The organism is Streptomyces sp. RLA131 (assembly GCF_056270125.1).
In genome coordinates this window covers 7,852,467-7,874,692 of the sequence record NZ_JBWDOQ010000002.1, presented here as the reverse complement: position 1 = coordinate 7,874,692, position 22,226 = coordinate 7,852,467, and the positions used below count along the sequence as shown (strand labels likewise).

Below are 22,226 nucleotides of genomic sequence, written 5' to 3'. Positions count from 1 at the left end.
TTGCGTAATATACTCGGGCGATGCGCAACCCCGCCGCCGACCTCGGTTTCCTCCGTGACTACAACGAGGGGCTCATCCTCGCCATCGCCCGAGCCACCCCCTCCTTCGACCGGGGGTCGGCGGCCGCCGCGACGGGGCTGACCCCGCAGGCCGTCTCCAAGGTGCTGGCCCGGCTGATCGAGCACGGTCTCGTCGCGCCCGTGGGGGTCAGGCGCCAGGGCGTCGGCAAACCCGCGACCGTCTACGAACTGGTCCCCACCAGCCGTTACGCGATCGGCGCGCATGTCGCGCGCCGGACCCTGCGGACGGTGCTCACCGACCTGCGCGGCGCCGTCCTGTCCTCGGCGGTCACCCCGCTGCCGGCCGACTTCACCCCGCGGGAACTGCTGGACGAGATCGCCGGGGCGATCGGCGTGATCGCCGGGGAGCATCCGCGGACCTCGGGCCGGATCGCCGGGGTCGGCATCGGCATGGTCGGTCCGCTCGACCACGCGCTGGGGATCGTCCGCGACGCGCACCGGCTGCGGCACTGGCACGACGTACCCCTGCGCGAACGCGCCGAGGCGGCACTGGCCCTGCCGGTCCATCTGGACAAGGACGTGACGGCGGGGGTCACGGCCGAGGCGTGGCGTCGCGGTACGGCGTTCCACGACGCGGCGCTGATCATGGTCGAGTCGGGTGTCGGCGCGGGACTCTGGCTGGGCGGCCAGGCCCATCGGGGAGCCCACACCAACGCCGGGGAGTTCGGGCACACCGTCCTCCAGCTCGACGGGCCGCTGTGCGTCTGCGGACGCCACGGCTGCCTGGAGGTCCTGCACGACCACGCGGTCGCCGCCGGCGACATCGGGCGGGCGGCCCGGATCCTCGCCACCGGCGTCGTCAACCTGGCCCAGACCGTGGACATCGGCCATGTCGTGCTGGCCGGCGCGGACCTGCTGCGGCACGGCGCGACCTACCGCACCGCCGTCGCCGACGCGATCCGCACGGACGTACGCCGCGCCGACTGGCTGACCGTGGAGGTGACACTGTCCGGCATGGGCGCGGACGTCATCGCCGCCGGCGCGGCGATGCAGATCCTCGACGCCCACTACGGCATCCCGACGCCCAGCGCGGTCGGACAACTCGGCAGGCCCGCGGCTCCGGCCCGCCCGGCCACCTGAGCCCCCGGTTTCCCACGAATCGGCTGGTCGCTGATTTGTTCATACCATTGACATATCCCTGACAGCAGCCTACGGTCCTCCGTCGAAGCGCTTCGACACAGCACCACGTCGTTCCGGCACAGGTGGAGGTCACGTCAATGGCCATGAAACGCGGACCGGTTGCCCTGGCGGCAGCCGCACTGGCGGGCGTCATGCTGCTCGCCTCCTGCGGAAGCTCCGGCGGCAACGCGGCGGAGGACGGCAAAACCCTCAGGCTCTGGCACTACGAGGGCTCGGACAGCGCCATGGGCGTCGCCTGGAAGCAGGCCGTCACGGAGTTCAAGAAGACCCATCCGGGCGTCAAGGTGGAGTTCGAGTCGAAGGGCTTCGAACAGATCCAGAAGACCGCCTCGATGGTGCTCAACTCCGATGACGCACCCGACGTCATGGAGTACAACAAGGGCAACGCCACGGCCGGACTGCTGGCCAAGCAGGGCCTGTTGTCGGATCTGACGCCCCAGGTCTCGGCGTACGGCTGGGACAAGCTGCTCAGCCCGAGCGTGACCACCACCAGCAGGTACAGCGCCACGGGCGTCATGGGGTCGGGCAAGTGGTACGGCATCCCCAACTTCGGCGAGTACACGATGGTCTACTACAACAAGGACCTCTTCGCGAAGAACCACATCAAGGTGCCCACCACCGCGGCCGGATTCACCTCGGCCCTGGCCGCCTTCAAGGCCAAGGGCATCACCCCGCTGGCCGACGCCGGCGCGGAGTACCCGGCCCAGCAGTACTTCTACCAGCTCGCCCTGACCAAGGCCGACCGCGACTGGGTCAACGCCTACGAGCTCTACCAGGGCAAGGCCGACTTCCACGACGCCGCCTGGACCTACGCCGCCGAGACCTTCGCCGACTGGGTGCGCAAGGGCTGGATCGCCAAGACCTCCAGCGGCGCGAAGGCCGAGGACGCCGGGGTGTCGTTCATCAAGGGCACCGCCCCGATGTTCTTCTCCGGCAGCTGGTGGTACGGGCGATTCCGCTCCGAGAACACCTTCGACTGGGGCTCCTTCCTGTGGCCCGGCTCCCCGCTGACCCTGGGTTCCGGCGGCAACCTGTGGGTCGTCCCCCAGCACGCCAAGAACAAGAAACTCGCCTACGACTTCATCAACATCACGCTGCGCAAGAGCATTCAGAACACCCTCGGCAACCACGGCGGCATCCCGGTGGCCGCCACCCCCTCCGCGATCACCGACCCCAGCTCCAAGGCCCTGATCTCCGGCTTCAACACCGTCTCCACCCGGGACGGCCTGGCCTTCTACCCCGACTGGCCGGTGGCCGGGTTCTACGACGTGCTGGTCTCGGCGGTGCAGAAGCTGCTCACCGGCAGCGCCAGTCCCGACCAGGTCCTCGACCAGCTCCAGAAGGCCTACGACGCGGGCGCCCCCACGTCATGACCGCACGGACGGCCCGCACGCACAGCGACAGCAACAGCAACACCCGCGCCCGCACCCGCACCCGCACCCGCAATCCGTATGCGCTGTATCTGCTCCCCGGTGTTCTGGCGTTCCTCGCGGTCGTCGTCGTCCCGTTCGCGATGAACATCTGGATCAGCTTCACCCACTGGCAGGGGGTCGGCTCCCCGACCTGGGCCGGGCTCGACAACTACCGTGCGCTGATGGAGGACTCCCAGTTCTGGGAGTCCTTCCGGCACAGCGCCGCCATGATCCTGGCGATGGCGGTGATCCCCACCGTCGTCGGCCTGGTCGTGGCGGCGGCGCTGTTCGACTTCGTCGCCCGGCACTTCGGCTCGAAGCTCGCCGGCGCCCTCAGGGCCTGCTTCTACCTCCCGCAGGTCCTGCCGATCACCGTGGCGGGCATCGTGTGGAGCTGGATCCTGGCGCCGGGTGACGGCTCGCTCAACCGCCTGCTCAAGGCGGTCGGTCTGGGGTCGCTCCAGCAGGACTGGCTGGGCGACCCCACGTTCGCGCTCTACAGCGTCATGGCGGTGATGGTCTGGGTCCAGCTGGGCTTCCCCGTGGTGATCTTCATGGCGGGGCTGCAACGGGCCGACCCCTCCCTGCACGAGGCCGCCGAACTCGACGGGGCGTCCTGGTGGCAGCGCTTCCGGCATGTGACGGTTCCTCAGATCAGGCCGGAGATCTCTGTCGTCCTGCTCTGGTGCACCATCGCGGCGCTCAAGGTCTTCGGCGCCGTCTACGTCCTCACCAAGGGCGGGCCCGCCGACGCCACCATCGTCCCCTCCTACTTCTCCTTCGCGACCTTCTTCGAGAAGACGCAGGTCGGCTACGGCTCGGCCATCGCCACCGTCCTCACCCTCGTCATCCTCGCGCTCACCCTGGCCGGGCTGCGCTTCCAGACCCGTACGGAGGACGACCGGTGACCGCGGTCAAGCGTTATCCCGTCCTGGTGGCGATCGTCCTGGGCGCGCTGTTCATGGTGCTGCCCCTGCTCATCGTGCTCAACAACGCCCTCAAGTCACCGGCGGACTACGCCGCGCACGGACCCCTGGCCCTGCCGCACGGCATCCGGCTCACCGCCCTCCAGGACTTCTGGACCCGGGTCGACTTCGGCCGCGTACTCCTCAACTCGGTACTGATCTCGGGGTCCGTGGCGGCGGCGGGGACCGTGCTGTCGCTGCTCAACGCGTACGCGATCGGTATCGGCCGGGTCCGGGGGCGCACATGGCTGCTCGGCTTCTTCGTCCTGGCCAATGTGCTGCCGCAGGAAGCCCTGGTGTATCCGCTCTACTACCTGGCCAAGCAACTCGGCCTTTACGACACCCGGTTGAGCCTGGTCATCGTGTTCAGCGTCATCCAGGCGGCGTTCGGCACGTATCTGCTCTCCTCCGTCCTCGGGGCCTTCCCGAGGGAGATCATCGAGGCCGCCCGCATCGACGGTGCCAACAGCTGGCAGACGCTGTGGCGGATCGTGGTTCCGGTCAGCCGGCCCACGCTGGGTGTGCTGCTGGTGTTCTTCTTCATCTGGACCTGGAACGAGTTCCTGCTGCCCCTGGTCCTGCTGCCGTCCAACGCCAACCAGACCGTCCCGGTGGCCCTCGGCGTGCTCCAGGGGCAGCGGCTGATGGACGCGACGATGACCAACGCGGCCGGGCTGCTCGGCATGCTGCCCGCCGTCGTCTTCTATCTGGTCTTCCAGCGGACGCTGACCCGTGGCGTGACCGTGGGCGCGGTCAGGTGAGGCGCGTGACCGCCGGTGGCCGCCGCGATCCGCCCGGGGCCGGGCCCGGTCCGGTCGCCTACCCGGACTGCCGTGCCGCGCGCCGCACGGCAGTCCGGCTCCGCGCAGCGCGTGAGCCGGGTCCGCCTCCCCGGTCAGGGCCGGCCGGGCGGCCACCACCGGACGAAGGCCGCGGCCACCACCGGCGCGCCCCCCAGCGCCACCACCAGACGCACACCGAGGACGATCGGTATCCGCCCGTCGGGCAGCAGCACCGAGGCGGCGGCGCCGGCCGCCAGCGCCGCCGCCACGGAGGTCCAGAACAGGACGGGTCTGCGGGCGGTCGCAGGGGGCGGGCCGTGCCAGTGGCCGAGCAGGCCGCGACGGGCGATGTGCGCGGACGCCCAGCACCATCCGGCCGCTCCGGCGGCGGTGGACACGCCGTGCAGCACGACCCACCAGGGCACCCCCGGCAGCAGCGGCTCACCGGGGGCGTGGAATCCCAGGGACGTACCGGCCAGGTGGTCATGGGTGACGTCGTCCCACAGCCGGTGGGTGACCGCGCCGGCCGCCGCCGACACCGTCGTCACGTACCAGCGGTGACGTACCCGGCCCAGCACCCCGTACTCCCCTGCCCGGCCGGGCAGATGAGCCGCGACGGCGGGTGCCGACCACCGGACGAGCTCGGCCGCCACGACGGTCAGCGGAACTCCCCACAGCGCGAGACCCACCCACGTGTGACCGTAGGTCAGGAGCGGCGCGCCCACCGCATAGGGCAGGTCCGGCGCGGTCGAGCCCACCACGACCGCGACGCCGTCGAACAGCCGGGGACGCCACAGCTTCAACGGCATGACGGCGGCGGCATGCGAGGGGAACATCAGGGGCATCGGCTCAACGTAGCCGCCCACGACGACAGCGGAACGACCGAACGGCGGAACGGTCAGGCGGGCGAACGGTCACACGGGCGACGGTCAGGGCGCGACGGTGAGGGCGCGACGGTGAGGGCGCGACGGTCAGATCCTCATGGCCACGGTCACCCTGGCGCCCTCTCCACCGTCGGTGATGACCAGGCGGTCGGTGACGAACCGGGCCAGCCACAGACCGCGGCCGCCCGCGTCGCTGTCCACCTCCGGGGGCAGTTCGGGGATGGTGTCCTCGGCGAGGCCGGGGCCGGAGTCGGTGACGTGGCAGATCAGCTCGTCCTGGTCCTGGCAGAGCAGCAGCCGGCCCCCGCCGCCGGCGTGCTCCACCGCGTTGGTGGCGATCTCGTTGACGGCGAGGACGAAGTCACCCGCGCGGACGGGCCCGAGGCCCGCCGATGCCACCGTTTCCGCGACGAGCAGGCGCAGAGAGGCCATGTCGGACCCCTTGAAGTCCATGTCCAGCAGCGGCACGTCCTGCCACTGCTCGCGGCTGCCGGGGCCGGTGGAGGGCGGGCGGCGGCCTAGGGCCAATGCCGTTGCCTTTGCTGTAGGCGTACTGTGCTTGGCAGTTCGTCCCGGGGGTGGTTCGGATGGCTGCGAGTGTGTCTGACTTATCGGGTCTCGGCCTGTTGACCTGGGTGTATCCGCCAGGCTTGGTGGACCGGGTGGTGACGGCGTGCGGCCGTGCCGAGCGACGTCAGCGGCTGCTTCCCGCGCGGCTGGTGGTGTACTTCGTGCTGGCGTTGGCCCTGTTCTCACCTGCCCCGTATCTGGAAGTGATGCGCCATCTCGTCGAGGGCTTGCGGGGCTCGGGGCTGCTGGGCAACTGGCGTGTTCCGGCGAAGTCCTCGCTGTTCAGGGCCCGGCAGCGGCTGGGCTCCGAGCCGCTGCGGGTGCTGTTCGCCACGACCGCGAAGCCGATGGCGACCGAGGCGACGCCCGGCGCGTTCTGGCGGGGCTTGCGGCTGCTCGCCGTCGACGGCACGTGCTGGGACGTCGCGGACAGTGAAGCCAACGAGACTGCCTTCGGACGTCCGGGCAGTGGCCGCGGGTCGGGCAGGAGCGCGTTTCCGCAAGTGCGGATGGCAGCTCTGGTGGAGATCGGCAGCCATGCGGTGCTGGACGCGGAACTGGCCGGCTGCCGCACCGGGGAAGTCACTCTGGTAGGCCGCCTGCCGCGTTCGACCGGCCCAGGTCAGCTGGTCCTGGCCGACCGTGGGTTCCTTGGCGTCCCGTTGTGGCAGGCGTTCACCGCCACCGGCGCCGACCTGCTGTGGCGGGTGCCCGCCAACCGCGTCCTGCCCGTCACCAAACAGTTCCGCGACGGGTCATGGCTCTCACACATCAGAGCGAGCGGCGGCCCGGCCCGCAAGGAGCCGGTTGTGGTCCGTGTCCTGGCCTACCGGCTCAAGGACCGGGCCGGTGAGGGTGAGACCGACGACTATCGCCTGGTCACCAGCCTGCTGGACGCCCGACGGTATCCTGCCCGGCAGCTGGCCGCGCTCTACCGCGAACGCTGGGAGATCGAGTCCGTCTTCGCCGAGATCAAAACCCATCAGCGTGGCGCACGCGTCGTGCTCAGCAGTAAAACACCCGACGGTGTTCACCAGCAGATCTGGGCACACCTGCTGGTCCACCACGCTCTGCGGGAACTCATGCTGAGAACGGCTGCCACCCGTGGCCTGGGCCCTGACCGGGTCTCCTTCACCGAAACGCTGCGCTCTGCCCGGCGCAGCGTGACCGTCACGCCGGGCAGTTTTTCCCCCTGACCTCCTGGTCAGAGCACTGGTGATGCTCGAGCAGGACCTCCTGGAACGGCTCCTGCCCGTCAGACGCCTCCGCAGCCAGCCCCGCGTGGTGAAACGCAAGATGTCCAACTACCGCCTCAAGCGAACTGAACACCGTTCCTGGCCACAGCCGACCCGCACCGGACCTCAAGCGGTCCTCATCACAAGACCCCAGCCCGCAAGCCCGTAACGCAACGGCATTGGGCCTAGGGCGTGTTGCGAAAGTAGTGCCGTCCGCCCGTAGGGCGGGCTCCGCGGCGTCTGGTGCGTGCGATCGCAAGGCGGAGGGTCGTCCTCGTACTGGACGTACTTGGATGATCCCGACAACGCGGCGAGCGTGCGTGCCAGGCGTCGTGGAGCAGGCGGGACTTTCGCAACACGCCCTAGCATGCCGCGATCGTTTCGGAGAGGACCAGACGGCGGTTCCCGGCTGCCCCGAGCCGTCGCAGGAGGCGCAGGACCTCGATCCGTTCGTGATGGCAGGTGCGGGCCACGCATCTCAGGAGGTCGGCGGCGCAGGCGCCGTCCATGAAGCACAGCAGCCTCATGTCCAGGGTCAGCACCCCCGATGCCGCGCTCGCGGCAAGTGCCTCCCGGATCACGGTGCCGAAGCGGTCGCGGGTCCCCAGATCGGCTTCGCCGATGAGCCTCAGTTCGGCGGCTCCCACACGGCGCGCAGCATTCCCGGGCGGGCAAGCAGGTCGCACGGGTGGGCGAGGTGCATCGCGTCGAGCACCTCGGCGGTGAAGCACCGGCTGTCGTAGGCACAGATCTCGCTGTAGGGGCGGCCGGTGAAGAGCCGCTGCGCATGTGTCTCGCGGTGCGACATCAGGTCGGTCCCGGCGTCGAGGTCGGCGACCCACCGCATGTCGATGAAGGTCCGCAGTCCGGAATACCTCTGGTTCAGGGCGAGTTCGGTCTCCTCCTCGATGCGGCTCAGCTGCCGTTCAACGGTGAAGCGGCGGTCGGGTGCGATCAGTTGCCGCATGCTGGTGGTGACCAGCTGCCGGCGCCGGACTGCTTCGGCCCGGCCGGTGCGGCCCGCGCAGAGCCGGTCGACCACCTCGTCGTCCCCGAGGGCGGGGTCGGCGAGGACCATCACCCTCTCGCCGCGCGCGAGGCCGCCCTGCACATAGGCGTTCAGCACGTCCGTCCATCCCGCGTCGTGGTCGTAGCCGACATACGCGTGATCGCCGGGCGCCATCCGCTGGACGGGAATGACCCCGGGCTTCAGGGAACTTCCGGCCGGCACGACACCTCCTCACCTCCTCGACACGCTGCTGCGGTGCTTCACCCTAGTGGTCATTTCCGACAGTCGAGGCGAGAAGAGCAAAGAGTCATCAAATGAATCAAATAACCCATACTACTTACCACCTTACGATGCGACCGACCGATTACGACCACCTCCAGTGCCCGGCTCCGCGGTCGCCGCCCGAGCGACGCCCGTCCCGACCGCCCCCGGACCGCCCCGGACCGCCCGGACCGCCCGGACCGCCCGGACCCCGGTCCGCCCCGGCCCCCGGACCAGCCAGGACAACGGGATTCATGGCGCACGAAGCCGGGAAAAGTCCCCCTTCGAGCTCATCGTGATGCTTCACTCTGACGAGTGGTCAAGAACGTCACGAGGCACGCTGCTCGAAGCCTGGGGGGATCATGAACGACCAGCGCGGAACGCACAGTTACCACAACAACGACCACACCAGGGTCGGCGCCCAGGGCAGCGTCGTCAACGGTGGTGTCCACTTCTACGGTTCCGAGCCGGCGGCCTACGCCGGCATGAGCCGGCGGCAGCAGATCGAGGAGCTGCGCCGGGCACTCGCCGAGGCCCACACCGCGGGGGACATCGACACTCCCACGCACACCGAGGCGGCCGAGGCGCTGGACGAGGCCTCGCAGCACGCCGACGCCCCCGGGGAGGACGGCCAGAACGCGTTCGTACGCGCCCTGCGCAAGGTCAAGGGCCTGGTGGACGAGGTCGGTGGACTGGTGGCGGCGGTGGCCGCCGTCATAGCCACGGTGGCCGGTGTCGGATGAACGACACCAACAACTACCTCAACAAGGACCGGACCCAGGTCGGCGTACAGGGCGGCTCGGTCACCGGCGGCGTGCACTTCAACAACGTCATCCACCACACCAACATCACCACCGTGAGCGCCGAGGACCCGCCGGAGAAGCGGTTCCGGGCCGGGGTCGAGGATCTGCGCAGCGGCAAGCGGTCGAGCGCCGAACGGCTCATCGGCGGGGCGGTCGACGACGGTTACGTCACCGGTGAGAGCGTCTACTACTGGCTGCTGGCCATCCTGAGCAAGCGGCTCTTCGAACAGCTCGGCAACGCCGACCTCATGGCCCTCCAGAAGGCCGGCCGGCTGCTCCCGGGCGGCGCCTCCGCGAGCACGCCGGAAACATCCGACGACGGCGCGCACGAGGGCGCGGACGACGGCCCCGACGAAGGCTTCCTCGCCGCCGCCGGGGCCGTCCTGGCCCTGGTGTGGTGTCAGGTACAGGATGAGTCGGCGGACAGCCGCGGCGCCCGGTGGAGCGAGATCCAGACGCGGCTCGGCGCACTTCCCGAGCAGCGCGACTCCGAGATCCGCCAGCACCTCAACATGCTGATGCACCGGGCACTGCGGGACGAACTCGAGGCCAGGGAACGCGAGGAGGTCCGCCGGGAACGCCGGGCCCACGACCGCCGCGACAGGGCGCCGAAGTTCTTCATACCCAACCCCGAACCCCTGGTCGCCCGGGTGGCCGTGCCGCCCTCGCGGCACCTGCCGCGACGGGTGGCGCTGGGCGCGAGCGCCGCGCTGCTCGCCGGTGGACTGCTGTGGGCGGTGGCCGTCATGGCCGGTGAGGGCTGGGGTGGCGCCGTACTCGCCCTGGCGCTGTGGGGCGGTGGCGGTTACGCCCTGGTGGTGTTCGGGCCGCGCTGGGTGTGGCTGCGGCAGCGCAGGCTGCGTACGTCCTACGAGCACAGCCGCTTCAACGCCCAGCGGATCGACACGAGCGGGCCGCCGGAGGCCGTCCGGGAGCGGGGCGTGTTCTGGTCGGAGATGTACACGGCCGCCGACCGCTGGTTCCAGGACCAGCGGTCGGAGGGCGAGCGCCGTGACGAGTGGCGGCAGGCCAGGATCGGCCCGCAGGTGGCCCTCGCCAACGACCTGGTCGAGCGCTACGGGGCACCCCCGGCGGTGCCCCGGCCCGTCACGGGCCGGTGGCCCGCGGTGCGGGCGGCCCTGCGCCGGCTCAGCCGCTCGAAGCCGCAGGGCCCGGAGCCGTCGGAGGCGGCCGGGCGGCAGCGCTTCGAGGCGTTCGTCGCCCAGGGCGGGAACCCGGCACCCGGCCAGGATCCGGCCGCCTTCGATTACCACGTGGTACAGCAGGACGACATGACCAACCGGCAGCAGGCGCTGGGCTGGCTCATCGAGACGCACGCGAAGGACGTGGCGGCCCGCTGGAGGAACGGCACGCTGCGGGACTTCGAGCGGACCCTGCGTCTGCCGCTGCGTCTGCTGCTGGCACTCGTCGCCGGGACCGCGGCGGCCGGACTCGGGGTGCTGCTGGCCCTGGACGTACTCCTCACCACCCACCCGCTCGTGGTGCCGGGTGTCGTCGCCCTGGCCGGCGGCGGCGGGTGGCTGAGCTGGCGTGCCGGATATCCGCTGGTCCGTGAGCACTTCGAGTACCACACCGACCGTGAGAAGTACGCCGCGCAGCTGGCCGCCGAGACCACCGCCCGTGAGGACTGGGTCGCGTATCTGTCCGACCGTCCGAGCGACGCGGAGATGGCGGCGTGGCTGGACTACGACCAGCGCGCGCTGCGCATGGCCGCCTTCGACAACTACGGGCTCACCAGCTGGGAGGTCATCAACACCTTCTTCCTGCTGGAGGCCGCGGACGGCTGCAAGCGGGCCCGGGTGCTCAACGGGCCGCCGCGCTACTCGGCCTACGTGGTACGGCTGTTCATCCTCACCGAGGACGGGGTCTGGTACAACCTGTGGCCGCTGGACTTCCTGATCGGCCAGGAGGGCAACCGGGACGACGAGACCTTCCGGTACGACGTGATCGCCAGGTGCCGGGTGCGGGAGGTCGGCCTGTACCGGCACGACGGCCGCCGCAGGCTGGTCGACGTGGAGGCGGACGGCGCGCTCACCTCGGGCGGCAACGAACGCCGGGACCTGATCATGCACCAGACGGTCCAGCTGGAGCTGATGCACGGTGAGAAGATCCGGGTCCTGATCGACAACTTCGACCGGTTCCTCGACACCGGCCTGGAGGACGAGGAGAAGCTGCTGGAGCTGGCGATGGAGATCTCCGGCGCCACCGACGCGGTCCGCATTCTGCAGGCGGTCGGCGGCGGCGGGAAGAGCTGGTTCGAGCGCCAGCGCGAACGGTCCCGTTTCAAGCTGACCTCGCTGACCTCGCTGACCCAGGACAGTGCGACCGCCCTGTCGTCCGCCCCCGAACGGCCGCAGCTGACCGCGGCGGACCGGGAGCCCGAGCCGTAGGAAGCGCCCGTGGCCGGACGCCCGTGGGAGAGGCCCGCGGGCGGCGTTCGCCCGTCCGGCCGCGCCGCTCGCCGGGCGGGAGTGCGGGGCGGGGGTCAGAATCGTACGGTGTCGTGTCCCGCGCCCCGCCCGCCCCGCCGCCCCGCCGCCCCGCCGCCCCGGAGGTTCCCCGATGACCGCGAACGCCGCCGCATCCGCACCCGTCGTCGTGGGCACCGACGGCTCGGCCGCCTCCGCCAAGGCCGTGCTCTTCGCCCTGCGCGAGGCGCAGCTGCGCGGGGCCGCCCTGCGTGCGGTGTGCGCCTACAACTTCACCCCCGCCGAGCAGACCACCTCCGGCTGGCTGGCGGCACCCGGCCCACCGGATCTGGACACCCAGCTGCGTGACCTCACCTACCAGCGGGTGAGCGAACTGGTCGAGGCCGCCCAGCGGGAGGCCGGCGGGGCCGAGGTGAAGGTGGAGATCAGGATCGAGACCGGCCGCCCGTCCGAGGTCCTGCTCGCCGCGGGCCAGGACGCCGGCCTGCTGGTGGTCGGCAGCCGGGGGTCGGGAGCCTGGGGCCGGCTCACCCTCGGTTCCACCAGCACGGAGGTCGTCCACCACGCCGACCGGCCCGTCGTGGTCGTCCCGAGCGACCCCCGGCACGACGCCTGAGACCAAGGCCGTACGGGCGAACGCGCCAAGGGCTGTCCCGTAATCCCCGGCGGGCGCGCGACGACAGGGGGCACTCCCCCACCCGGCCGCCGGGCAGGGGGACTACTGCACCTCGCCGCGTTGCCGGATCAGCCGAAACACACCCGGTATGAGGACGACCTCCCCCAGCTACCGCCGGGGGTGCCCCACCGCCTTGCGAAGCACCGCACCCGATGCCGCGCGCCGATCCACCGGGAATTACGGGACAGCTCTCAGCCCCTGGCTGACAAATAGCGACCTGGGGCGATGTCCTCCGCGAGGACGCGTGCGAGGTTGCGTTCCGCGAGGGCGGTGATGGTGACGAAGGGGTTGACTCCGGTCGATCCGGGGATCAGCGAGCCGTCGGTGACGTAGAGGTTGGGGTGGCCGGTGGCCCTTCCCCAGGCGTCGGTCGCGTCGCCCAGGACGCATCCGCCGAGCGGGTGGTAGCAGAAGTCGTCGGCGAAGGCCCGGGTGTCCCCGAACAGGTCGTACCGGTAGACGGTGCCGTTGGCCTCGTTGATCCGGTCGAAGAGGGACGCCGTGGCGGTGACGGAGGGCTGGTTCTGGGCGCGGGTCCAGTTCAGGGTCATGGCGTCGGTGGCGGCGTCGTAGGCGAAGGTGCCGCGTTCGGGGTTTCTGGTGATCGCGAGGTAGAGACTGATCCAGGTCTCGGTACCGGCGGGCACGGGGGCGATCTCGGCGAAGACGGGGTGGTCGGGGTTGGCCCAGTCGTCGATGGCGAGGGCCGGGATGGCGGACTGGTTGGCACCGGTGGGGTTCCACAGGTGGTTGGCACGGCCGGTCATGATGTTGCCGTTGTTCCCCCAGCCGGTACCGATACGGGGGCTGAGCTTGGGCAGCGCGCCGGTCTCCCGGGCCCTGAGCAGCAGTTCGGTGGTGCCGAGGCTGCCGGCCCCGAGGAAGAGGTACGTGCAGCGGACCTCCCTGACCGACACCACGGCGCCCGTCGTGTCGATGACGTTCACCGACAGGACGTAACCGCCGCCGGAGGCCTGGCGGATGGACGTGACGTGCTGGAGGGTGTCGATGGTGACGTTCCCGGTGCCGAGCGCGGTCGCCAGATAGCTCTTGTCGAGGCTGCGCTTGCCGTGGTTGTTCCCGTAGATCACCTCGGCCGCGAGCGCGGACTTGGGTACCTCGCCGTTCTCCTCGCGCGCCATGTAGCCGAAGTCGTAGACATTGGGGACGAAGACCGTGCTCAGCCCGGTCGCCTGGGCCTGGGCCCGGGAGACGCGGGCGAAGCGGTAGTAGTCGCTGCTCTCGAAGTAGCCGGGCGGGATGGAGTTGACCCCGAGGGTGGAGTTCGCCAGCGGGAAGTACCGCCCGTACATCTCCTCCGCGTCGACGCCGGGAAGGATCTCCTCGAAGTACGAACGGGCGGGGGTGACCGCCATTCCGCCGTTGACCAGCGAGCCGCCGCCGACGCCGCGCCCGACGTAGACGGACATCTCGGCGAAGTCCACCCGGTCCAGCACCCCTGGATAGGGCTCGATGTCGCGGTCGACCACGTCCAGCCACAGCATGGAGGACAGCGGTGCCCGGGTGCGGTTCCTGAACCACATGGACCGGCGGTCCGGGTCCGTCATGGCGCAGAAGACGTTCCCGTCCTCGGCGGGCTGGTCCCACAGCCGGCCCATCTCCAGCACGAGGGTGCGGACCCCGGCCTCGCCGAGGCGCAGGGCGGCCACCGCCGCTCCGTAGCCGGAGCCGACCACTACGGCGGTAACGGTGTCGGCAGCGGCGGACGAGGAGGCGTTGCCGGTGGCGGCAGCGGGTACCGCCACCGTGGTGAGCCCGGCCGCGGCGGCGGCCTGGAGCGCCGCCAGGCCCAGGAGGCGGCGGCGCGACAGGGGCGGGGGCGGATACGACGGGGCGGGGCCGGGGGGCTCATGTCCTCGCGCGGCTGCTCCGGCTGCTCCGGCTGCTCCGGCTAATCGCCTCATGGTTTCGGTCATGACGGCTTGCCCTCCATCCAGTCCCGGGATATACCGCCGCGGACCGGAGACAGGGTTGCCGTCGCCGGCCGGGGCGGGTCCACGTTCCCTGACTCACGTTGCGTACATGACAACTTCCCATGTCCAGCGCGTTCCACTCCATGGACGAAATCTTGCCTTTTCCGGTCATGGGAGACCTGTTCCCCCCGGGGCGTCCAGATTTAACACGCGCGCGGGCGGCGGGTTTTCATGTGTCGCGACGATGATCGCCGGGTGAAGTCCTCGGGAGACCGGGCAGAAATCAGCCGGTTTGTTCTCCGTGAATGTTGCGATCGCCGACGCGGAACACTTTCGTTCCGCCCGGCGCGCCGCACGGAACGGGCGATCCGGCCTTCCGGCTGATCGGAAGGCGAAGGCATGGTTGACCGGTCGGTAACTGCGTCGCTACTTTCATGGCGCCGCCAATTCGGGAATCGGTTCGACCGGCAATCCGGAGCGCGAGCCTCGGTGTGCCGTGCCCGAATTTCTTCGTTCTGCGCCATTGATTCTCTCGGAGAGTACATGACGTCCGCTGCGCACTTATGCGACATTGTCATCGGCATCAGCCCCTTCAACGAACCTGACGCCGGGCTCGTCTCGGCGGTCAGCCGCGCCGGCGGACTGGGAGTGCTCGACCTCGGGACCGGCGACCGGCAGGCCCGGGAGGCGCTGGAGCGCACTGGCCGCTGGGTCGCGGGCGCGCGGTACGGAGTACGGATCGCCGCGGGCTGCCGGCTCACCCCGGCGGACCTGGCAGCGGGCCCGGACGGCGACACGGCAGGCGACACGGCCGGTGGCACCGGCGGCGGCACAGGCGGCGCGGCGGACGGCGGGAGCGGGCCGCACAGCGTGGTGCTCGGCGTGGACGCGCCCTGGGCGGTGCGTGATGTCGCCGACCGCTACCGGGTACTGGTCGAGGTCACCGACCTGGACGGGGCGCTGGCGGCGGTGCGGGCCGGGGCGCACGGCATCATCGCCCGGGGCAGTGAGAGCGGCGGCCGGGTCGGCGAACTCGGCACCTTCGTCCTCCTCCAGCAGGTACTTGCCGAGCCCGGCGTGTCCGTCCCGGTCTGGGCCTGCGGCGGCATCGGCCCGTACACCGCGGCGGCCGCCATGGCCGGCGGGGCGGCCGGGATCGTCCTGGACACCCAACTGGCCCTGCTCGCCGAATCCGGACTGCCCGAGGAGGCCGCTGCCGCGCTCCGTTCCATGGACGGCTCGGAGACCGTGCTGATCGGCGGCCACCGGGTGCTGCACCGCCGCGGCCCCGGCGCCGCGCTGCCGCCCGACCCGGCGCCCGCCGCCGTCGCCGCCCTGCTCGGGGTAGGCGATCTGCGCGCCCGGTTGCTCCCGGTGGGCCAGGACGGTTTCCTCGCCGCCCGGTTCGCCGAGCGCTGGCACGACGTCAGCGGGGCAGTACGGGGGCTGACCGACGCGGTCCGGGACGCGGTCCGGGACGACCGCGCCGCCTCGGCCCTGCTGCCCGGCTCGCCGATGGGCGAGGCCCTCGGCACCCGGCTGCCGGTCGCGCAGGGACCGATGACCCGGGTCAGCGACCAGGCGGGGTTCGCCGCCGCGGTCGCCGCGGAGGGCGCACTGCCGTTCGTGGCGCTGGCGCTCGCCGGGCGGGAGCAGGCGCGGGCCGTGCTGGAGGAGGCCTGCGCCGCACTGGCCGGACGGCCGTGGGGCGTGGGGGTGCTCGGGTTCGCGCCGGAGGAGGTCAGAGCCGCCCAGCTCGAAGCCGTACGCGAACTCCGCCCCAGCCACGCGATCATCGCGGGCGGACGGCCCTCGCAGGCCGAGGCCCTGGAGCGGGACGGGATCCGGACATTTCTGCACGTCCCCTCCCCCGGGCTGCTCCGCCAGTTCCTGCGGGCCGGTGCCCGGCGGTTCGTCTTCGAGGGCTCCGAGTGCGGCGGCCACGTCGGACCGAGAGGCAGCTTCCCGTTGTGGGAGGCCCAGCTCGCGGTCATCGAGGACTACTTGGACGACGCGGACCCGGCCGCCCACAGCGGCGCCCCCGGCGGCATCGAGGTCTTCTTCGCCGGCGGGATCCATGACGAACGGTCCGCCGCGATGGTGGCCGCCCTCGCCGCCCCGCTGACCCGGCGCGGCTGCGCCGTCGGCGTCCTGATGGGCACCGCGTACCTGTTCACCGGGGAGGCGGTGGAACACGGCGCCGTTCAGCCGCTCTTCCAGCGCCAGGTGCTGGCCGCGCGGCGCACCGCACTGCTGGAGACCGCCCCGGGGCACGCCACCCGGTGTGTGCCGAGCCCCTTCACCGAGGGCTACCGGGCCACCAAGGAGCGGCTGCGGGCCGAGGGGGTGCCGGACCGGCGGCTGTGGGAGGAGCTGGAGCGCCTCAATGTGGGCCGGCTGCGGATCGCCAGTAAGGGGGTCGAGCGCGGCGCCGACGGTGAGCTGCTGCCGGTGGCGGAGGACCGGCAAATTTTGGATGGCATGTTCATGGCAGGTGAGGTCGCGGTGCTGCGCTCGGCGACCACCACCATCGGCGCCCTGCACGCTTCGGTCGCCCCCGCCGCCGCGGACTACCTCACCGCGCGCGCGGCCGAACTCCGCGAACGCCTGGGCGACGGCCCGGCCGGACGTACCGCCGAGCCGCCGGCCCCCGAACCGCTGGACGTGGCGGTGATCGGCATGGCCTGCATGTTCCCGCAGGCACCCGACCTCGCCTCGTTCTGGGCCAATGTGCTGGGCGGCGTGGACGCCGTCACCGAGGTGCCCGCCACGCGGTGGGATCCCGCCGTCCACCACACCCCGGACGCGGCGCACACCGCCACCGTCTCCAAGTGGGGCGGCTTCCTGCCTCCGATCCCCTTCGACCCGCTGGGCTACGGCATCCCGCCCGCCTCCCTCGGCAGCATCGAACCGGTGCAGCTGCTCGCACTGGAGGCCGCCCGCCGCGCCCTGCACGACGCCGGGTACGACACGGGTGCCGGCGCCGGTTCACGCGACCGGGGCAACAGGGCGGCCCGGGGCGGCGCGGGCCGGGGCGGGAGGAGCTTCGACCGCTCCCGTACCTCCGTCGTCTTCGGAGCCGAGGCCGGCAGCGACCTGTCCAACGCCCAGACGCTGCGCGCCGTGCTGCCGTCCTACTTCACGACCGTGCCCGAGGGGCTGACGGAGCAGCTGCCCGAGCTCACCGAGGACTCGTTCCCCGGCATGCTCGCCAACGTCATCTCCGGGCGGATCGCCAACCGGCTCGACCTCGGCGGCGCCAACTACACCGTGGACGCCGCCTGCGCGTCATCGCTGGCCGCGGTCGACGTGGCCTGCAAGGAGCTGGTGACCGGCACCAGCGACCTCGTCCTGTGCGGTGGCGCGGACCTGCACAACGGGATCAACGACTACATGCTCTTCTCCTCGGTGCACGCGCTCTCCCCCACCGGCCGCTCCCGCGCCTTCGACGGGTCCGCGGACGGCATCGCGCTGGGCGAGGGCGTCGCCTGCGTGGTGCTCAAGCGGCTGGCCGACGCCGAACGGGACGGCGACCGCGTCTACGGTGTGATCAAGGGCGTGGGCAGCTCCAGCGACGGGCGGTCGCTGGGCCTGACCGCCCCCCGCCCCGAGGGCCAGCGCGCCGCCCTGGAACGCGCCTACCGCAACGCCCGCGTCTCACCGGCCGACGTCGGACTGGTCGAGGCCCACGGCACCGGTACGGTCGTCGGCGACCGCACCGAACTGACCATCCTCAGCGAGACGTTCACCGCGGCCGGCGCCCGGCCCGGCCGCTGCGCGCTCGGCTCCGTCAAGTCCCAGATCGGGCACACCAAATGTGCCGCGGGACTGGCCGGCCTGGTCAAGACCGTCCTCGCCCTGCACACCGGCGTCAAGCCGCCGACCCTCCACCTCAAGCAGCCCAACTCCGCCTGGAAGGAAGGGAGCAGCCCCTTCGCCTTCCACGCCGAGGCCCGGCCGTGGGCGGCACCGGCCGCAGAACGGATCGCCGGGCTCAGCGCGTTCGGCTTCGGCGGCACCAACTTCCACCTGGTGGTGGCCGCCCACGACGGCGGCACTCCCCCGGCCCACGCGCTGGACGCCTGGCCCGCCGAGCTGTTCCTCTTCCGCGGTGCGGACCGCGCGGCGGCTGCACGCGAGGTCGAGGAGACGCTCAAGCTGGCCACCGCCGACGACGCCGCCGGATCGCCGTGGCGCCTGCGCGACCTGGCGCTGGCCGCCGCCCGCCGCTCCGACACCGGCCACGAACCCGTACGGGCGGCCGTCGTCGCCGAGGACCTGGACTCGCTGGCCGGACAACTGCGCCGGGTACTGGCGGGCGAGCACGATCCCACCGCCGGCATCCATCTCGCCGACCCCGGGGACGGTACGCCGGACCCCGGCAAGGTGGCCCTCCTCTTCCCCGGTCAGGGCAGCCAGCGGCCCGGCATGTTCGCGGACCTCTTCGTCGCGTTCCCCTCGCTGCACCGCTACCTCGAACTCGGCGGCGACCACGCGGACACGCTCTACCCGCCCACCGCCTTCGACCCGGCCGGCCGGGCCGAACAGCAGGCCCGGATCACCGACACCCGGGCGGCCCAGCCCGCGCTGGGCATCGTCGGCCTGGCGGCGCACGAGCTGCTCACCGCCGCGGGCGTACGGCCCGACATGGCGGCCGGCCACAGCTACGGTGAACTGGTCGCCCTGTGCGCGGCCGGCGCCCTCGACCCCCGCGGTCTGCTGGAACTCAGCACCGAACGGGCCACCGCGATCCTGGAGGCGGCAGGTGCGGCAGGTACATCCGGGGCATCCGGTTCCGGTGTCACGGATCCGGGCACCATGGCCGCGGTCACGGCCGGGGCCGAGGATGTCGAACGGGCGCTGCGGGAGAACGGACTCGACGGCCGGGTCGTGGTCGCCAACCGCAACGCGCCCCGGCAGACCGTGGTCTCCGGGCCGGTGGAGGCGGTGGAGTCCGCCGTACGCCTGCTGCGGGAGCGCGGCCACGGCGCCAAACGCATCCCGGTGGCCTGTGCCTTCCACAGCCCCCTGGTCGCCGGCGCGGGCGTCCGGTTCGCCGCGGCGCTGGCGAGCCGCCCCGTACGGGCGCCGGAGTTCCCGGTCTGGGCCAACCGCACCGCCGCCCCGTACGGCGCCGAGCCGGACGCGCTGCGCTGCGAACTCGCGGCGCAGATCGGTTCCCCGGTCCGGTTCATGGAGCAGATCGAGGCCATGTACGAGGCCGGGGCCCGGACGTTCGTCGAGGCCGGTCCCGGCACGGTACTCACCCGGCTGACCGAGGCGATCCTCGGCGACCGCCCGCACCGCGCGATCGCCTTCGAGAGCCGCCGCCAGGACCGCTCCGGCGGAGTACGCGCCTTCCTGGACGCCCTGGCCCAACTGGCCGTCACCGGAGTGCCGGTGCGCACCGGATGGATGTTCCACGGCCGCGACGCGGTGGACCCGGGCCGTACCGCGATGCCGAAGCGGCCCGGCTGGACGGTCGACGGCCAGTTGGTCAGGACCGCGGCCGGCGAACTCCTGCCCGGTGCGCTGGCACCGGCCCGACGCGTCGTGGAGGCGACTGTGACCAGCGGCAACGGCAATGGCGGCACCCCGCAGGATGCCCTGATCTCCGAGTTCCTGAGAACCAGCCGGGAGATGGTCGCCGCCCAACGCGACGTGCTCCTCACCTACTTCGGCGGTGGTACGGCGGCAGCCGGGCACGGGCCGGTCCCGCCCGTGCAGGTCGTCGCGCAGCCCGTACCGGCCGTCGCGGAGCCCGTGCGCGTGCCCGTGCCCGTTCCCGCACCGGCCGCGGTCACCGGGGACGACGTGCTGTCGGTGGTCTCCCAGATCATCAGCGAACGCACCGGCTACCCCGTCGACATGATCGAACCCGACCTCGACCTCGAAGCCGACCTCAGCATCGACTCCATCAAACGCGCCGAAATCGCCGGCGAACTCGCCCAGCGACTCGGCATCGCCGACAGCACCGCCACCCTCGCCGACGAGGAACTGGAACAACTGGCCACCGCCCGCACCGCCGCCGCCGTCACCGCCTGGCTGACGCAACGGCTCGCGGTATCCGGCAGCGCCGCTCCCGTCCCCGCTCCCGTCCCCGCTGCCGTTTCCGTCCCGGTCACCGGGGACGACGTACTGTCCGTGGTCTCCCAGATCATCAGCGAACGCACCGGCTACCCCGTCGACATGATCGAACCCGACCTCGACCTCGAAGCCGACCTCAGCATCGACTCCATCAAACGCGCCGAAATCGCCGGCGAACTCGCCCAGCGACTCGGCATCGCCGACAGCACCGCCACCCTCGCCGACGAGGAACTGGAACAACTGGCCACCGCCCGCACCGCCGCCGCCGTCACCGCCTGGCTGACGCAACGGCTCGCGCTCACCGAAGCCCCGGCCGCCCCGGCCGCCCCAGCGGCGGAGGCGGCGGAGGCGGCGGTCCGGCAGGTGCCGCAGGTCGTGACGGGGGTGGTCCCCGGGCGGCTTCAGCTGCGGCCGGTACCGCTGGACGGTCCCGATGGCGCGGCCGGCCCCGACGCCGTTCTGGCGGGCAGACGCATCGTTCTCCTCGGTGACGGTGACGGTGTCGCCGCCGCGCTGTCGGCCCGGCTGACCGGGCACGGCGCCGAGGCGGTGGCCCTGGGCGCCGGGCACCTGCTCACCGAGCAGGACGGCCCGGTGGACGGGGTGATCCTGCTCGACCCGCTGGGCGGATCCGGCCCACCGGTGCTGCCGGACGCCTTCCCCGTACTGCGGGCCGCCCTGCGGCGCGCCCCGCGCTGGCTGCTGGCGGCGCGGCGCACCGACCCGCTGGACGTGCGGGCGGCGGGGCTGCACGGGCTGTTCCGTACGGTGGTCAGGGAGTACCCGCGGACCGTGGCCCGCGTCGTCGGCTTCGCCCCGGACGCGGGCGCGGACGCGGACGCCGTGGCCGAGGCGCTGGCCGATGAGCTGCTCGACCCGCGGAGCGCGCCCGTGGTGCTGCGTTCCGCCACCGGCCGGTACGGGCTGGACCTGGTGGAGACCCCGCTCGGGGGCCTGGCCGCCTCGGGTGCGGGGCCCGCGGGCGACGGAGCGGCGGAGGCGGCGGCCATCGGCCTGGACCGCGACTCGGTGGTGGTGCTGGTCGGCGGGGCGCGGGGCATCACCGCGCGGTTCGCCGCCGCGCTCGCCACGGCCTCCCGCTGCCGGATCGAGCTGCTCGGCCGCACCCCCGAGGCCGACGGGCCCGAGGAGCCGGACACCGCGGCGGCACCTGACGAGATGGCGCTGCGTGCGGTGCTCGCCGCTCGCGGCGGCCGCAGACCCGCCGAGATCCAGCGGGAGGTGGCCCGGATCCTGGCCCGGCGCGAGGTGGCCGCCACCGTGGACCGGCTGACCGGCCTGGGCAGCGCGGTGCGCTACCGGTCGGTGGACTTCCGTGAACCCGACGCGGTGCTCCAGGCGATGAAGGAGATCCACACCGAGCACGGCCGGCTGGACGGTGTCGTCTACGCCGCCGGGGTCATCGAGGACCGGCTGATCGAGGAGAAGTCCGACGAGTCCTTCCGGCGGGTGTTCGCTACGAAGGCGGACGGCGCGGGCGCCCTGCTGGCCGCGCTGGAGGAACTGCCCGGCGGTCCCGCGAACGGTCCCGGCACCGCCCCCGCCACCGGCGCCGGCCTCGGCTTCGCGGTGCTCTTCGGCAGCATCTCCGCCGTACTCGGCAACCGCGGCCAGGCCGACTACGCGGCGGCCAACGACGCGCTGGAGGCCCTGGGCGCGCGATGGCAGGCCCGCACCGGCTGCCGGGCGCTGACCGTGCACTGGGGCCCGTGGGCACCGACCGGGGAGTACGGCGGCGGCATGGTCACCCCGGAGCTGGGGCGTGAGTACGCGAAGCGCGGCATCCGGCTCATCGACCCCGAGGAAGGCGCGCTGGCGCTGTTGCGCGAACTCGCGTACGGCGACGAGTCGGCCGGGGCCGTCGTCTACACGGCGTCGGGCTGGTGACCGTGACCGATGGACGCCTGCCCCCGGTCG

General features: G+C 72.0%; 14 protein-coding genes. 9 read left to right on the top strand and 5 right to left on the bottom strand.

The features are described 5' to 3' along the window. Positions 1–20: 20 nt before the first annotated feature. The 4 genes from RWE79_RS36525 (at position 21) to RWE79_RS36510 (ending at position 4,358) form a co-directional block, all read left to right on the top strand. The gene (locus tag RWE79_RS36525; protein WP_475944648.1) at positions 21–1,160 is read left to right on the top strand and encodes an ROK family protein; all 1,140 of its coding nucleotides are present in this window, start codon (positions 21–23) and stop codon (positions 1,158–1,160) included. Between the two features lie 137 nt (positions 1,161–1,297). Next, on the top strand, positions 1,298–2,593 hold the full coding sequence (locus RWE79_RS36520; RefSeq protein WP_475944646.1) for an ABC transporter substrate-binding protein: 1,296 nt from the start codon (positions 1,298–1,300) through the stop codon (positions 2,591–2,593). Next, positions 2,590–3,540 (top strand): carbohydrate ABC transporter permease, encoded by a 951-nt coding sequence (locus RWE79_RS36515; protein ID WP_475944644.1) that lies wholly within the window; start codon positions 2,590–2,592, stop codon positions 3,538–3,540. Before RWE79_RS36520 ends, RWE79_RS36515 begins: the two co-directional genes overlap by 4 nt. A gap of 53 nt (positions 3,541–3,593) precedes the next feature. Beyond that, entirely contained in the window at positions 3,594–4,358 is a 765-nt protein-coding gene (locus tag RWE79_RS36510; protein ID WP_475946335.1) for a carbohydrate ABC transporter permease, read from the top strand. A 134-nt stretch (positions 4,359–4,492) separates the two neighbouring features. Here RWE79_RS36510 and RWE79_RS36505 read toward each other — a convergent pair whose 3' ends face one another. Further along, a complete protein-coding gene (locus RWE79_RS36505; protein WP_475944642.1) occupies positions 4,493–5,224 on the bottom strand; it encodes a DUF4184 family protein in 732 nt (243 codons plus the stop codon). 126 nt (positions 5,225–5,350) lie between these two features. Then, on the bottom strand, positions 5,351–5,791 hold the full coding sequence (locus RWE79_RS36500) for an ATP-binding protein (RefSeq protein WP_475944641.1): 441 nt from the start codon (positions 5,789–5,791) through the stop codon (positions 5,351–5,353). 59 nt (positions 5,792–5,850) lie between these two features. Here RWE79_RS36500 and RWE79_RS36495 point away from each other — a divergent pair, with 59 nt between their 5' ends. After that, positions 5,851–7,029, top strand: a complete 1,179-nt coding sequence (locus RWE79_RS36495; protein ID WP_475940874.1) for an IS4 family transposase — start codon at positions 5,851–5,853, stop codon at positions 7,027–7,029. A gap of 401 nt (positions 7,030–7,430) precedes the next feature. Here the strand turns inward: RWE79_RS36495 and RWE79_RS36490 are convergent, their stop codons facing one another. Next, positions 7,431–7,715: a hypothetical protein gene (locus tag RWE79_RS36490; protein ID WP_475944639.1), complete on the bottom strand. Its 285-nt coding sequence runs from the start codon at positions 7,713–7,715 to the stop codon at positions 7,431–7,433. Then, a complete protein-coding gene (locus tag RWE79_RS36485) occupies positions 7,697–8,299 on the bottom strand; it encodes an MEDS domain-containing protein (RefSeq protein ID WP_475944637.1) in 603 nt (200 codons plus the stop codon). Before RWE79_RS36485 ends, RWE79_RS36490 begins: the two co-directional genes overlap by 19 nt. A gap of 401 nt (positions 8,300–8,700) precedes the next feature. On the opposite strand from RWE79_RS36485, the gene RWE79_RS36480 reads away from it, so the two are divergent. The 3 genes from RWE79_RS36480 (at position 8,701) to RWE79_RS36470 (ending at position 12,207) form a co-directional block, all read left to right on the top strand. Beyond that, complete coding sequence (locus RWE79_RS36480) at positions 8,701–9,081, top strand: hypothetical protein (RefSeq protein WP_475944635.1); 381 nt, start codon at positions 8,701–8,703, stop codon at positions 9,079–9,081. Continuing rightward, entirely contained in the window at positions 9,078–11,552 is a 2,475-nt protein-coding gene (locus RWE79_RS36475; protein WP_475944633.1) for a hypothetical protein, read from the top strand. The genes RWE79_RS36480 and RWE79_RS36475 overlap by 4 nt, the downstream gene beginning before the upstream one ends. 172 nt (positions 11,553–11,724) lie before the next feature. Then, positions 11,725–12,207, top strand: a complete 483-nt coding sequence (locus RWE79_RS36470) for a universal stress protein (protein ID WP_475944631.1) — start codon at positions 11,725–11,727, stop codon at positions 12,205–12,207. A 251-nt stretch (positions 12,208–12,458) separates the two neighbouring features. On the opposite strand, the gene RWE79_RS36465 is transcribed toward RWE79_RS36470, so the two are convergent. After that, a complete protein-coding gene (locus RWE79_RS36465) occupies positions 12,459–14,192 on the bottom strand; it encodes a GMC oxidoreductase (protein WP_475944629.1) in 1,734 nt (577 codons plus the stop codon). Positions 14,193–14,744: 552 nt separating this feature from the next. On the opposite strand from RWE79_RS36465, the gene RWE79_RS36460 reads away from it, so the two are divergent. Then, the gene (locus tag RWE79_RS36460; RefSeq protein WP_475944626.1) at positions 14,745–22,196 is read left to right on the top strand and encodes an SDR family oxidoreductase; all 7,452 of its coding nucleotides are present in this window, start codon (positions 14,745–14,747) and stop codon (positions 22,194–22,196) included. Positions 22,197–22,226: the final 30 nt, after the last annotated feature.